The following is an 11,870-nucleotide window of genomic DNA, read 5'->3' as shown; positions in this document are numbered from 1 at the left end:
GAGTTGGGCCGGCCGGGCCCGCGCGCGGTACCGTCGGGCGACGGTGTCCCAACGCATCCGTCCCGGAGGGGACTTCGTGGGTATCGAAAGCGACCAGGTCGTCTACGAATATCTGAGCCGCGTCGGCGACGTCGCGCAGCAGCGGCAGCTGCCGTCGGCGGCCCGCATGCGGCTGGTCGCCGAGCTGCGCGACGAGATCGACCGGCGGCGGGCGAAGGCCGTGGTCGATTCACCGGCCGCGGTGCGCCGCATCATCTCCCGCATCGGCACGCCGACCGAGGTCGTCGCGGCGGCGGAGGACGGGCCCGGTACGGCTCCGCGCGCCTCCGGGGCGCCCGCCGCCGTGCCGGTGCAGCGCGAGCCGGAGCAGGACGAGCGCGGGGACCGCGGAGACCGCGGTGAGCGGGCGAAGGGGGTCCTGCGCAGGGTGGTCCCGCGGCCCCGCCCGGCCGAGCCGGTGGACCCCGCGCCCACCGGCGTGCCGTCCCCGCCGCACCGGGCCGGTACGGACGAACTCGGGGACAGCGCCTCCCAGCCCGACTGGTGGCGGGTGGACTCCAGCGCGTTCGGTGTCGGGGACGAGGTGCCCGGGTTCGTGGGGGGCGTGGAGATCCCGGAACTCCTGCGGCCCCCGGCGGCGACGGAGAAGGACGCGCCGGAGCGCGCCGCCGGACCCGTCGCCGTGGCGGAGACGGAGGCGGAGGAGGCAGTGGTGCCGGGCCGCCGCCGCTTCCTGCGGCTGCCCTCCCGCCGCTGGAGCAACCCGCTGCTGCTGCTCGCCGCCGGACTGCTGGTCGCGGGCGCGGTGCTGGGGAGCTGGTTCGCCCTGATCCTGGGCTGGCTGATCGCGTACGCCTCGCGGCGGCTCAGCCCGGCGGAGTCGAAGTGGGCGGTCGTCATCATCCCCGGGCTGGCGCTCACGGGCGGGGTGATGTGGCTGTGGGGGAGGACGGAGGGACGCTGGGGCACGCCGATCGCCGAGGGGCAGATGAACGCCGCGATCACCGAGACGTGGCCGTGGGTCATCCGCGGCGCGGCGGTCGCCTCCGCCCTGTTCCTCATCTGGCGCTCCCAACGCCGACGCGCCTGACCCCTCCGACTGCGCCGACGCCGGACCCTCCTACGCCTTCCCGGCCCCCGGGCCTTCCCGGCCCCCGGGCCTTCCCGGCCCCCGGGCCTTCCCGGCCCCCGGGCCTTCCCGGCCCCCGGGCCTTCCCGGCCCCCGGGCCTTCCCGGCCCCGGGCTCTCCCGGCCCCGGGTCTTTCGGCGCGACAACACGAGTCCAGCCCACTCGGGCCTCCCGGCGCCGGCGCACCATCAGCCCCTCCGGCGTTTGAGGAGCGGGGTCCGGGGGCGGAGCCCCGGGGACGGGACGGGAAGGGGCGGCGGGGGCGATCCAGTGCACGGACGCCCGCCGTGACCACGCCGCCGGGCGGTGCCGTCGCGCCCCCGACCGTCCACGGCTGGGTGGCCGGCCGCCCCCGGCTGTTCCGGGGCACGGGGGCCGTGGGGTGGCAAGTGGCGCGCGGGCACAATGGCCGGCATGGCCTCCACGACCCCGCTCCCGCCCACCGTCGGTTTCGACCTCGACATGACGCTGATCGACTCCCGTCCCGGTATCCGCGCCTGCTACCTGGCCCTGGCCGAGCGGACGGGTACGTACATCGACGCCGAGCTCGCGGTCAGCCGGCTCGGGCCGCCGCTGGGCGACGAGCTGATCAACTGGTTCCCCGCCGAGCGGGTCGACGAGGTCGCCGACCTGTACCGGGAGATGTACCCGGAGTACGCCATCACGCCCACCCCCGCCCTGCCCGGCGCCCGGGAGGCGATAGCCGCCGTCCGGGAGGCGGGCGGGCGGGCGATCGTCGTGACGGCGAAGTACGCACCCAACGCCAAGCTGCACCTCGCCCACCTCGGCATCGAGCCGGACACCGTGATCGGCGGGCTGTGGGCCGAGCAGAAGGCGTCGGCGCTGCGCGCGCACGAGGCCGCCGTCTACGTCGGTGACCACGTGGGCGACGTGCGCGGCGCGCGGACCGCCGGCGCGCTGTCCGTCGCGGTGGCCAGCGGCCCGTGCGACGCCGCCGAGCTGCGGGCGGCCGGCGCCGACGTGGTGCTCACCGCGCTGACGGAATTCCCGCGATGGTTTTCGGACTACCGCACCGGCTGCCCCTCGGACAGCCGACCGGTCTGCTGATCCGCCCCCTGACCGGTCCGCGCCGTCCGCCGTCCCGCCGCGGCCGAGCGCAGCACGCCCGCCCCGGCCATCAGGAATCCGACGCCCATCAGCATGCTCAGGACGAACATGTAGGTCGGAAAGGGCGTCGTTCCGAGGAACAGCGGGGCCACCGTGACCAAAGTGGCCACGGCACCGACGATGAACACAAGGGCGCCGGCACGAACCAGTCCGTCGCCGGGCGCCGCGGAATTCGCTTGGGTTTTGTCACGCACCCGACCAGGGTAGTTCCTGCGCGTGAGGAACGACCGGGTGACGTCTTGTCACCGGCCTGAAGACCATTAGCCTTGGTACCGGCGGGTCATCGGGCCCGCCCGAGTGCTATCAAGAGCCGTTTTCCGAAGCAGTTTTCCCGACGAGTACGAGGACGAGGACAGACGTGCCCACCGGCAAGGTCAAGTGGTTCAACAGTGAGAAGGGCTTCGGCTTTCTCTCCCGTGACGACGGCGGCGACGTCTTCGTGCATTCCTCGGTCCTCCCCGCCGGAGTCGAGGCCCTGAAGCCGGGCCAGCGCGTGGAGTTCGGAGTGGTCGCCGGACAGCGCGGCGACCAGGCCCTTTCCCTGACCATCCTCGACCCGACCCCGTCGGTCGCGGCGGCCCAGCGCAAGAAGCCGGACGAGCTGGCCTCCATCGTCCAGGACCTCACGACCCTGCTGGAGAACATCACGCCGTCGCTGGAGCGGGGCCGCTACCCCGAGCGCGCGGCCGGCAAGAAGATCGCCGGCCTGCTCCGCGCGGTCGCCGACCAGCTCGACGTCTAGGGCCTGTCCGGCGGCCGGGACGGGCCCCCGCCCTACGGGAACCGCAGCGCGTCCGGGCCGAGGGGCGGCACCAGCCCCTCGGCCGCCGCGCGGGTGAGCAGTCCGCGGACGGCCGCGTAGCCGTCCTCGCCGAGGTCGGCCGTGAACTCGTTGACGTACAGCCCGATGTGCTGGTCGGCGACGGCCGGGTCCATCTCCTGCGCGTGTTCCATGACGTACGGGCGCGATGCCCCGGGGTCGTCCCAGGCGGCCCGTACGGAGGTGCGGATCGCGGCGGCGAGCCGGGTCAGCGTCTCCTCGCCCAGGGACCGCCGGGCGATGATCGCGCCCAGCGGGATGGGCAGGCCCGTGGTCCGCTCCCAGTGCTCGCCCATGTCGGCGAGCTTGTGCAGCCCGTAGTGCTGGTAGGTGAAGCGCGCCTCGTGGATGACGAGGCCCGCGTCGACCTTCCCGTCCCGCACGGCGGGCATGATCTCGTGGAACGGCATCACCACGATCCGCCCGACCCCGCCGGGCACGACGTCCGCCGCCCACAGCCGGAACAGCAGGTAGGCCGTCGACCTCTCGCTCGGCACGGCGACCGTGCGCCCGGTGAGGTCCGCGCCCGCCTCCCGGGTGAGCACCAGCGGCCCGCAGCCCCGCCCCAGCGCGCCCCCGCACGGCAGCAGCGCGTACGTGTCGAGGACGTAGGGCAGCACCGCGTACGACACCTTCAGCACGTCCAGCTCGCCGCGTTCGGCCATGCCGTTGGTGAGGTCGATGTCGGCGAAGGTGACGTCGAGGGCGGGCGCGTCCGGCACCCGGCCGTGGGCGAGGGCGTCGAAGACGAAGGTGTCGTTCGGGCAGGGCGAGTAGGCGATCCGCAGCCGCTGCGGCTCGCCGGTGTGCTCACTGGTGGTCATGCTGCATCCAACTCTCCAGGACGGGCGCGAGCTTCCCGAAGCCCTCGGCGAGGGCGGTCAGGGCGTCGCCGATGCGCCAGGCGGCGCGGTCGCGCGGACCGACGGGGTTCGACACCGCCCGCACCTCCAGCACGGGCACGCCGTGCGCGGCGGCGGCCTCGGCCACGCCGAAGCCCTCCATCGCCTCGGCGAGGGCCCGCGGGTGCCGCGCCCGGAGGGCGTCCGCGCGGGCGGCGGTCCCGGTCACGGTCGACACGGTGAGCACGGCCCCGGTGAGCGCGCCGGCCGCGGCGGCCGCCTCCCGGACCAGGGCGGCGGGCGGACGGTGGGTGACGGTGCCGAAGCCGAGGTCGGTGACCGGCAGGAAACCGTCGGGCGACTCGGCGCCCAGGTCGGCCGCGGTGATCTCGTCGGCGACGACGAGCGAGCCGAGGGGCGCGTGCGGGAGGAAGCCGCCGCCGATCCCGGCGGAGACGACCAGGCGGTAGGGCCGGCCGTCGAGGGCGGCGGCGGTCAGCGCGCCGGCCGTGGACGCGGCGGCGAGGGCCGGGCCCACACCGGCGGCGAGGAGGTCGGCCCCGCCGGTGACCCGGCGCACCGTCGCGCCGGGCAGCGCGAGCTCCTCCACCGGCCCCGGGAACGCCCGGGCCACCGCGTCCCGCTCGACGGGGACCGCGGTGGCCACGAGAACGCGTGCGGACGACGTGATCAGGCGTCCTTCTTCAGACGGAAGGACCACAGGGCCGTGGTGTCCTTCTCGCCCTCCTTGACCGACACGAGGGTCGAGTCGCCCTGGGCGCCGTACTGGGCGTTGAAGAACACGCTGCCCGGGATGGTGCGGTAGGTCTTGGTGCTGGAGTCGGTGAGCGGCTGACCGTTCATCAGGATGGTCCAGCCCTTGTCGGCGACCTCCGGGTCGACACCGAAGCGGACCGTCTCGTCGGGGTCGACGGTGATCTCGTCGATGCCCTTGTCCTGGAGGCACTTGTTGAGGTCGGCGGCCTTGATGGCCTCGTCCTCGCCGCCGCAGGTCGCCTCGGAACTCACCGAGTCGCTGCCCACCGTGATGGTGGCCATCGGCGTCGGCTTGTCACAGGCGGCCAGGACGAGCAGTCCGGCGGATACGGCGCCGGCGGCGGCGACGGCGCGGCGGCGTCGCACAGCGGATTGCAGCGTGGTCATGGCGGAAGGCTATCGGGCGGGTCGGCTCCGCTCCCCACGTGGGGTACGGCGTGGCCGGAGCGTTACGCCACTCGCGAGCGTCCGGCGTGCCCCTGGCGGGCCGAGCGGATCAGCCCGCGGACCGTGGTCAGCCAGCCCGTCGCGACGATCGCCGCGCCCACCGCCAGCCCCAGTGGCCCGATCAGCGGCATGGCGATGCCGATCGCGCCGCCCAGCACCCACGACATCTGCAGCAGCGTCTCCGACCGGGCGAACGCCGACGTCCGGACGAGTTCGGGCACGTCGCGCTGGATCAGCGCGTCCAGCGACAGCTTGGCCAGCGCCTGCGCGAACCCGGCGATCGCCGCGAGACACGCCACCAGGACCGCGCCGAAGAACGCCGCCGCCACGATGGCCGCGCTCACCACGCACGCCACCACCGTCACGATGATGATCTCCGGGGCGCGCGACCTGAGGCCCGCCCCGACCGCGGTGCCGAGCGCGTTGCCCGCCCCGGCCGCCACGCCCACTATGCCGAGCGACACCGCGGCGCTCTGGCCGGACATCGGGTGCTCGCGCAGCAGGAACGCCAGGAAGAAGATCAGGAAGCCGGTGAGGCAGCGGATGGAGGCGTTGGCGGCCAGTGCGTGGGTCACGGCCGGGCCGACCGTGCGCAGCCCCGGGCGCTTGTCCGTCTTGCGGTGCGGGCCGTGCAGGTGCTGCTCGTCGGCGGCGAGCAGCGCCACCGCCTCGCCCTTGCCGGAGTCCACCTTGTGCGGCAGCCGGAACGACAGGAACATGCCCGTCACGAACAGCGCGAACGCCCCGTACAGCGGCCAGCGCGGCCCGATCTGGTGGAGGCCCGCGCCGATCGGCGCGGCGATCCCGGTGGCCAGCAGTCCGCCGAGGGTGACCCGTGAGTTCGCCTTCACCAGGGAGAAGGCGGGTGGCAGCAGCCGCGGCACGACGGCGCTTCTGACCACGCCGTACGCCTTGGAGGCGACCAGCACGCCCAGCGCGGCCGGGTACAGCTCGATCCCGCCGGTGATCACCGCGCCGGACAGGACGAGCGCCAGCAGCGCCCGGGCGAGCATCGCGCCGGCCATGGCGGCGCGGCGGCCGTGCGGCAGCCGGTCCAGGAGCGGGCCGATCACCGGGGCGAGGAGTGTGAAGGGTGCCATGGTGATGGCGAGGTAGAGGGCGACACGCCCGCGGGCCTCGTCCGTCGGCACGGAGAAGAAGACGGTGGACGCCAGCGCGACCGTGATCATGACGTCGCCGGCGCCGTTCACGCCGTGCAGTTCGATGAGTTTGCCGAGTCCGGACTCCCCGGCGCCGTGCGCGTGGGTGGCCCGGCGGATCCCGCGGGCGGTCCCGGTCACGGGCAGACGCAGCACGCGTCCGCACGCGCGAAGGCGGCCGCCCGCCCCGCCCGTGCCGAGGCGTCGGCCGCTTCCCTTGGCCTCATCGGCCCCACCGGTCCCGGTGGCGCCCTGGGGTGTCCTCGCGGTAGCCACGTCGTCATAGTGCCCCGAGATGCCGGTGCATAGTGCCGTATCCGCCACCGCGGCTCCCGGGGTGCGGCTGTACGGCGGAACCCGGGGGTCCGCGGACGTCCCGACTGGCATGAGCGCGACGACAGCGGGTCGCCGCCGGAAAGACGCTGCCGGAAGCGGTGGTCCGCCCTCCGGAAACCGGCGCGCGGGACACCGGAACAACCGTCGGTGTAGGCCCAGCGCACGCGAACAGGTAGCGTGCGTATCTCAGCCATCCCGCAGAATGGATGGAGGCGCGCCCGAGCACGTTGCGGCGCGGACGTCGACGCGGTCCCACTGTCCGCTCCGTCCGCCCCCCGCGCTGGGAGTGGCGCACTCGTGAGACGGCGTAGGAGAGAAGCGATACCTGTGAGCGCAGCGACAACGCGAAGCCGCACCCCCGACCGTCTGTGCGCCGAGGCCGTCGACCTCGCACGCGCCGCAGCCGAGGAGGTGGCCGCGCCCGGGATCGTGGGCGCGCACGAGGGGCTCATCTCCGAGGGCGACCGTGTCGTCACGCACTACTTCGGGTGCGGTGAGCCCGGCTACCGCGGCTGGCGCTGGGCCGTGACGGTCGCCCGCGCCTCCCGCGCCAAGATCGTCACGGTCGACGAGGCGGTGCTGCTGCCCGGCCCGGACGCGCTCCTGGCGCCGGAGTGGGTGCCGTGGAGCGAGCGGCTGCGCCCCGGTGACATGGGGCCCGGCGACCTCCTCCCCACCGACGCCGAGGACCTCCGCCTGGAGCCGGGGTACTCCGGCGAGGAGGAGCCGCCGCCGAACTCGGTGGTGTCCGAGGAGATGGCCGACCTGGTCGAGGCCGAGGACGCCGAGGTCACGGCGGGCGCTCCCGCCGCCCAGCCCGTCGTGCCGGCCCGCGGCACGATCGCCGCGATCGCTGAGGAACTGGGGCTGCGCCGCGCCCGCGTCCTGTCCCGCTACGGACTGCACTCCGCCGCCGACCGCTGGGAGGAGTCGTTCGGCGCGAAGACCCCCATGGCGCAGGCGGCCCCGGCGTCCTGCATGTCGTGCGGCTTCCTCGCCCGCATCGGCGGCTCCCTGGGCCAGGCCTTCGGCGTGTGCGCCAACGAGTTCTCCCCGGCCGACGGCCATGTCGTCTCCCTCGCCTACGGCTGCGGCGGCCACTCGGAGGCCGCGGTCATGCCGAAGCCCCCGCAGCCGCCCCCGCCGGTCATCGACGAGACCCGCGTCGACCCCTTCCCCCTCCGCCCCTCCCCGGACTCCGGCTCGGTCCCGGCGACGGAGGACGAGTCGTCGGCGGAGCTGGGGCACAGCTAGCGGGTGCGCCGTGGGGCGGCACGGCTCGGACGCGTGACGCCCCGGGGCGTCGCCGCACCCCTCGTCGCCGACGCCCCCGCGCCCCCGGCCCTGCGGGGGCGCGGGGGCGTCCCTCGGGTCACCCTGCCGCGAAGACCTCCCCGGCCCGCGAGGCGGTGACGGCGCGGGCGAGCCACTCCCGGAAGGCGTCGGGGTCGGCGCATTCCGGGATACGGCCACGAACGTCGTCCGACTCGTCGAGACCACGCCGCTCCAGGGCGGTCGTCCGGGACGACTGGCGTACCCGGGCGCGGACATCAGGTTCCTTCTGCCGGTGCCGTGAGGCGCAGTTCGGCCCAGACGGTCTTGCGCGGGCAGCGGTCCTCGGACACGCCCCAGCGGTCGGCGAGCGCGTCGACGAGCCACAAGCCGCGGCCCGACTCGGCGTCGGGGGGAGCCGGGCGCGGCCGGGGGAGTCGGTCGCTCCGGGTGTCGGTGACCTCGATGCGGAGTGTGTGGTCCACCACGTGGAACGCGAGACGGAAGTCCCGGCCCGGGGCGCGGCCGTGGGTGACGGCGTTGGTGGCCAGTTCGGCCACGACGTGGCGTGCGGCCTCCGAGTCGTATCCCCAGTCGCGGAGGTGGGCGTCCGTGAGGAGACGGGCGAGGCGGGCACTGCGAGCGGTGGCGGACAACAGCACGCTGAAGTTCCTGGTGGGAGAGGCGGGTTCGGCGGTTCGCTGATTCACATCACTCAGCGTGGCCGCACCTGCGTACCGTGAGAGGTCACTCAGTGCGTGCGTACGGTCACTGTCCGGTGGTTGTCCGGTGCTGTCGTGGCTGTGCCGACGGTTGGTACGGGTAGGGCGCCGGGTGCGTCACGGACGGTTCCGAGGGAGAGGTGCGGCATGTCGGCGGTCGAGGCGGAGGCGGGTCGGCTCAGGGAAGAGGCGGACGAGCCCGGTTGGGAAGTGGACCCGGACGACGAGTGGGGCGTCGCGGTCATCACGACCGTCGGACGGCAGCTGAAGCTGCGGCGCGAGGCGGCGGGGATGCGGGCCGCCGACTTCGGCCGGGTCGTCGGGTACGGCGAGGACATGGTCTACAAGATCGAGAGCGGCAAGCGGATCCCTCGGCAGGAGTTCCTGGACAGGGCGGACGAGGTCCTGACCGCGGGCGGCCTCCTCTCGGCGGCCTGGGAGGACGTGAAGAAGGTCCGGTATCCGAAGCAGGTGCGGCGACTGGGGAAGTTGGAGGGCAAGGCGGTCGAGATCGGGGTGTACGAGTGCAACATCATCGCCGGGCTGTTGCAGACGCCCGAGCACGCGCGGGCCGTGATCGGTGCGGCGCAACCGCCCTACTCACCGGACGACATGGAGCGCATGGTGGCGGCTCGTCTGGCTCGGCAGTCGGTCTTCGAGCGCGACCCGGCTCCGTCGATCCACTTCGTACTGGAAGAGGCGCCGCTGCGTCGACGCGTCGGGGGCACGGCGGTGTGGCGGCAGCAGCTTGAACGCCTGCTGCAAGTGGGACGGTTGCACAGCGTCCGGCTCCAGGTGATGCCGACGGACACCGAGCCGCATCCAGGGCTTGACGGCAGAATCGAGTTGCTGAAATTCCCGGACGGTACGGCGGTGGGGCGCTCCGACGGTAAGTTCAACGGGCGGCCCGTGTCCGACCCGAGGCAGCTCCGCATCCTTGAGTTGCGGTATGGGTCCATCCGGGCGCAGGCCCTCCCGCCAAGGGAGTCGCTGGCTTTCATCGAGGAACTGCTGGGAGAGACATGACGAGCAAGGTCTCCACCGGGGATGCATCCGGACTGGTGTGGTTCAAGAGCAGCTACAGCGGCGGCACCGACGGCGAGTCCTGCGTCGAACTCGCCCTCACCCCCGGCGCCGTCCACGTCCGTGACTCCAAGACCTCCGGAGGTCCCCGCATCGCCTTCGCCCCGGGTGCGTGGCTGGCGTTCGTCCCGTACGCGTCCCGGGACTGAGCGCACCGCCGGGCCGGCCGTGCGGTGCAGCATGATGCGCGGCGGCGTGCAGGAAGCTGCAACGGGAACGGGCGGGCGGGGGCGGGGCGGAGTGGGACGGTGAAGGGGAAGCACCGACTCCGGCGATTTCCACGGGAGAGCCCTCATGCCCATGTCCGATTCCGAAAACCGGCAGGGACTGACCCCCGCCCTGGTGGCCGCCCTGCTGGCCGTCTGCCTGGGTGTGGCGATGACGCTGCTGGACGGTGGTGCCCGGACCGTGGCCGCCGTGGCCCTGGGGCTCGCCGTCCTCGTGTGCGCGGGATTCGTCGGTGCGGCGGTGCGGCGGCAGAAGCCGGGGAGCTGAACCGGGCGACGGGGGGCCGGTGACACCATGGGGTGTCCCGGCCCTTCCGCGTGTTCTCAGAGCCAGCCGCGCTCCCGGGCCAGCAGCGCCGCCTGGAAACGGTTCGTGGCGTCGAGGCGCTGCATGAGCGCGGCGACGTGCTTGCGGTACGTACGTACGGAGATGCCCAGGTCACGGGCGCCGCTCTCGTCCTTGTCGGCCGCGTACAGGGACTTGAGGATCTTCCGTTCGATCTCGGTGGGCAGTCCGTCCCCGGCGTCGGGGCCGTCGGCGCCGACGGGGAGTTCCTGGGCGGTGTCCCACATCCGCTCGAAGAGCGAGACCAGCGCGGCCACCAGCCCCGCCTCCCGGGTGAGGATCGCGCCCTTCGCGGTGTTGGCCGGGTCGATCGGAGTGAGCGCCGCCGCCCGGTCGCAGATGATCACGCGTTCCAGGGGCTGGTGGGAGACGCGTATCTCGGCGCCCTTCGCGGCCAGTTCGCGCAGGTACGCCAGGGTCGTGGGGTCGTCGAGCGCTCCGGACCCCATCAGCGTCCGCATCCGGATCCCGCGGCGCAGGATCCGCAGGTCCATCGCGCGGGAGTTGGCGATCCCCTGGGGGGACAGCGTGCCGCGCGGGTAGGTCGTCAGGCTCTCGGTGCGGGTGAAGAAGGTCAGTTCGTCGATGGCGGCCCGCACCTCGTCCAGGCCCTCCAGGTGCTGGATCGGCGCGCCGCCCCGTTCCGCGAGCGCCGCCCCGCTCAGCGCCCCCGCCTCGCGCTCGGCCAGCAGCGAGTCGACGATGCCGGTGCTGCCGACCGCCCCCTCCAGCTCCTCCCGGCGCTCCTTGACCCGCAGTTCCACCAGCCGCTCCACGGCCTTGGCGGGCGGCACCGGACGCAGCACACCGTTCGTGCCCTCCACGGCCAGACCCAGCCCGGTGATCCGGCGGCACGCCTCCCCCGGATCCGGGGCCGGCCCGGTCGGATCGTCCTCGGGTGTCCCGCTCAGCTCACCGGGCTCCGCCCCGCCCGTGCGCAACAGGAACCGGTACAGCTCCTCGTCCTCCGGGGCGACCCCGAGAAACTCCAGATCCGGTTGCGCCATGGCTTCCCCCTTGTTGCCTTCACCGTGCCTGATCAGGCATAAGAAGTACCTTCTTTGATCAAGCAGCGCCATAGCGGCCGATCGGGCGGCACGCAACAAGCGGCACCGGATCGCGCAGGAAGCTGCATGGAATCCGCATCGATCGGGACCGCGCCGGCAGGCAGAGTTGTCCTCGCAAGGAGAGATCGACAGCGCACCACAGGGGGAACAGCATGAACAGCGAGGCCACCACTCGGAGCAAGGCAGTCCGGACCCGCGGCGCCCGCCGCCTCACCACCGTGGCGCTGCTCGCCGGGGCCGTCGTGGCGCTCGGCGGCACGGGTACCGCCCAGGCCGCGCCGGCGGCACCGCAGCCGGCCGCGCAGTCCGCGTCCTTCGCCCCGCCGCGCGGCGAGTGCCCCGCGGGCCTGCCGCTCGGCGGCGCCCTCTGCGGGGTCGCGGGGCACGTGGCGGACCGCGCGGCGGACGTGCTGGGGAAGCTCAAGCCGGTCCACGAGTGGGACTGAGTCCCTGACACCGGCCCCGGCCCGCACACCGAGCGGGCCGCAGGAGGCCGGCTCCCCCGGGGGCGCGC

At 73.8% G+C, this 11,870-nt stretch carries 15 protein-coding genes; 8 read left to right on the top strand and 7 right to left on the bottom strand.

From position 1 onward, the window contains the following. Window positions 1-76: 76 nt before the first annotated feature. Window positions 77-1,090, top strand: coding sequence for a hypothetical protein (locus tag IE118_RS28480; protein WP_189560953.1), 1,014 nt, complete (start codon window positions 77-79; stop codon window positions 1,088-1,090). A gap of 453 nt (window positions 1,091-1,543) precedes the next feature. Continuing rightward, on the top strand, window positions 1,544-2,197 hold the full coding sequence (locus IE118_RS28475; RefSeq protein ID WP_189560952.1) for an HAD family hydrolase: 654 nt from the start codon (window positions 1,544-1,546) through the stop codon (window positions 2,195-2,197). Here the strand turns inward: IE118_RS28475 and IE118_RS28470 are convergent. Beyond that, window positions 2,155-2,451 (bottom strand): hypothetical protein, encoded by a 297-nt coding sequence (locus IE118_RS28470; RefSeq protein ID WP_189560951.1) that lies wholly within the window; start codon window positions 2,449-2,451, stop codon window positions 2,155-2,157. The two genes, IE118_RS28475 and IE118_RS28470, sit on opposite strands and share 43 nt — an antisense overlap. 164 nt (window positions 2,452-2,615) lie before the next feature. Here IE118_RS28470 and IE118_RS34650 point away from each other — a divergent pair, with 164 nt between their 5' ends. Continuing rightward, a complete protein-coding gene (locus IE118_RS34650) occupies window positions 2,616-2,999 on the top strand; it encodes a cold-shock protein (protein WP_004929962.1) in 384 nt (127 codons plus the stop codon). Between the two features lie 32 nt (window positions 3,000-3,031). Here the strand turns inward: IE118_RS34650 and IE118_RS28460 are convergent, their stop codons facing one another. From IE118_RS28460 to IE118_RS28445, 4 genes are all read right to left on the bottom strand, one after another. Further along, window positions 3,032-3,901, bottom strand: coding sequence for a 1,4-dihydroxy-6-naphtoate synthase (locus IE118_RS28460; RefSeq protein WP_189560950.1), 870 nt, complete (start codon window positions 3,899-3,901; stop codon window positions 3,032-3,034). Further along, window positions 3,888-4,640 carry a futalosine hydrolase gene (locus tag IE118_RS28455; protein ID WP_268248977.1) on the bottom strand — a complete coding sequence of 251 codons (753 nt, stop codon included), beginning with the start codon at window positions 4,638-4,640 and terminating at the stop codon, window positions 3,888-3,890. The genes IE118_RS28460 and IE118_RS28455 overlap by 14 nt, the downstream gene beginning before the upstream one ends. Next, complete coding sequence (locus IE118_RS28450) at window positions 4,610-5,083, bottom strand: DUF2703 domain-containing protein (protein WP_229846972.1); 474 nt, start codon at window positions 5,081-5,083, stop codon at window positions 4,610-4,612. The genes IE118_RS28455 and IE118_RS28450 overlap by 31 nt, the downstream gene beginning before the upstream one ends. Window positions 5,084-5,145: 62 nt before the next feature. Next, window positions 5,146-6,579 (bottom strand): MFS transporter, encoded by a 1,434-nt coding sequence (locus IE118_RS28445; protein WP_189560948.1) that lies wholly within the window; start codon window positions 6,577-6,579, stop codon window positions 5,146-5,148. 387 nt (window positions 6,580-6,966) lie between these two features. Here IE118_RS28445 and IE118_RS28440 point away from each other — a divergent pair, with 387 nt between their 5' ends. Further along, entirely contained in the window at window positions 6,967-7,893 is a 927-nt protein-coding gene (locus tag IE118_RS28440) for a DUF3027 domain-containing protein (RefSeq protein WP_189560947.1), read from the top strand. A 296-nt stretch (window positions 7,894-8,189) separates the two neighbouring features. On the opposite strand, the gene IE118_RS28435 is transcribed toward IE118_RS28440, so the two are convergent. Then, the gene (locus IE118_RS28435; protein WP_189561088.1) at window positions 8,190-8,630 is read right to left on the bottom strand and encodes an ATP-binding protein; all 441 of its coding nucleotides are present in this window, start codon (window positions 8,628-8,630) and stop codon (window positions 8,190-8,192) included. A 150-nt stretch (window positions 8,631-8,780) separates the two neighbouring features. Between IE118_RS28435 and IE118_RS28430 the strand changes: the two genes are divergently transcribed. The 3 genes from IE118_RS28430 (at window position 8,781) to IE118_RS28420 (ending at window position 10,211) form a co-directional block, all read left to right on the top strand. Continuing rightward, on the top strand, window positions 8,781-9,659 hold the full coding sequence (locus IE118_RS28430; protein ID WP_189560946.1) for a helix-turn-helix domain-containing protein: 879 nt from the start codon (window positions 8,781-8,783) through the stop codon (window positions 9,657-9,659). After that, on the top strand, window positions 9,656-9,865 hold the full coding sequence (locus tag IE118_RS28425) for a DUF397 domain-containing protein (RefSeq protein WP_189560945.1): 210 nt from the start codon (window positions 9,656-9,658) through the stop codon (window positions 9,863-9,865). Before IE118_RS28430 ends, IE118_RS28425 begins: the two co-directional genes overlap by 4 nt. 151 nt (window positions 9,866-10,016) lie before the next feature. Next, on the top strand, window positions 10,017-10,211 hold the full coding sequence (locus tag IE118_RS28420) for a hypothetical protein (protein ID WP_189560944.1): 195 nt from the start codon (window positions 10,017-10,019) through the stop codon (window positions 10,209-10,211). A gap of 56 nt (window positions 10,212-10,267) precedes the next feature. On the opposite strand, the gene IE118_RS28415 is transcribed toward IE118_RS28420, so the two are convergent. Further along, the gene (locus IE118_RS28415; protein WP_189560943.1) at window positions 10,268-11,296 is read right to left on the bottom strand and encodes a helix-turn-helix transcriptional regulator; all 1,029 of its coding nucleotides are present in this window, start codon (window positions 11,294-11,296) and stop codon (window positions 10,268-10,270) included. 212 nt (window positions 11,297-11,508) lie between these two features. Here IE118_RS28415 and IE118_RS28410 point away from each other — a divergent pair, with 212 nt between their 5' ends. Beyond that, window positions 11,509-11,802 carry a hypothetical protein gene (locus tag IE118_RS28410; protein ID WP_189560942.1) on the top strand — a complete coding sequence of 98 codons (294 nt, stop codon included), beginning with the start codon at window positions 11,509-11,511 and terminating at the stop codon, window positions 11,800-11,802. Window positions 11,803-11,870 lie beyond the last annotated feature (68 nt).

Origin of the sequence: Streptomyces pilosus, from assembly GCF_014649835.1 — a bacterium.
Classification (GTDB): domain Bacteria; phylum Actinomycetota; class Actinomycetes; order Streptomycetales; family Streptomycetaceae; genus Streptomyces; species Streptomyces pilosus.
Note: the sequence above shows the minus strand (reverse complement) of the source record. Positions and strands in the feature narration are given on the sequence as shown.

Bases quoted from the DNA above. Each gene is read 5' to 3' on its own strand.
- IE118_RS28475 (WP_189560952.1), top strand. From the start codon at position 1,544: ATGGCCTCCACGACCCCGCTCCCGCCCACCGTCGGTTTCGACCTCGAC.
- IE118_RS28460 (WP_189560950.1), bottom strand. From the start codon at position 3,901: ATGACCACCAGTGAGCACACCGGCGAGCCGCAGCGGCTGCGGATCGCC.
- IE118_RS28450 (WP_229846972.1), bottom strand. From the start codon at position 5,083: ATGACCACGCTGCAATCCGCTGTGCGACGCCGCCGCGCCGTCGCCGCC.
- IE118_RS28430 (WP_189560946.1), top strand. From the start codon at position 8,781: ATGTCGGCGGTCGAGGCGGAGGCGGGTCGGCTCAGGGAAGAGGCGGAC.
- IE118_RS28425 (WP_189560945.1), top strand. From the start codon at position 9,656: ATGACGAGCAAGGTCTCCACCGGGGATGCATCCGGACTGGTGTGGTTC.
- IE118_RS28420 (WP_189560944.1), top strand. From the start codon at position 10,017: ATGTCCGATTCCGAAAACCGGCAGGGACTGACCCCCGCCCTGGTGGCC.
- IE118_RS28415 (WP_189560943.1), bottom strand. From the start codon at position 11,296: ATGGCGCAACCGGATCTGGAGTTTCTCGGGGTCGCCCCGGAGGACGAG.
- IE118_RS28410 (WP_189560942.1), top strand. From the start codon at position 11,509: ATGAACAGCGAGGCCACCACTCGGAGCAAGGCAGTCCGGACCCGCGGC.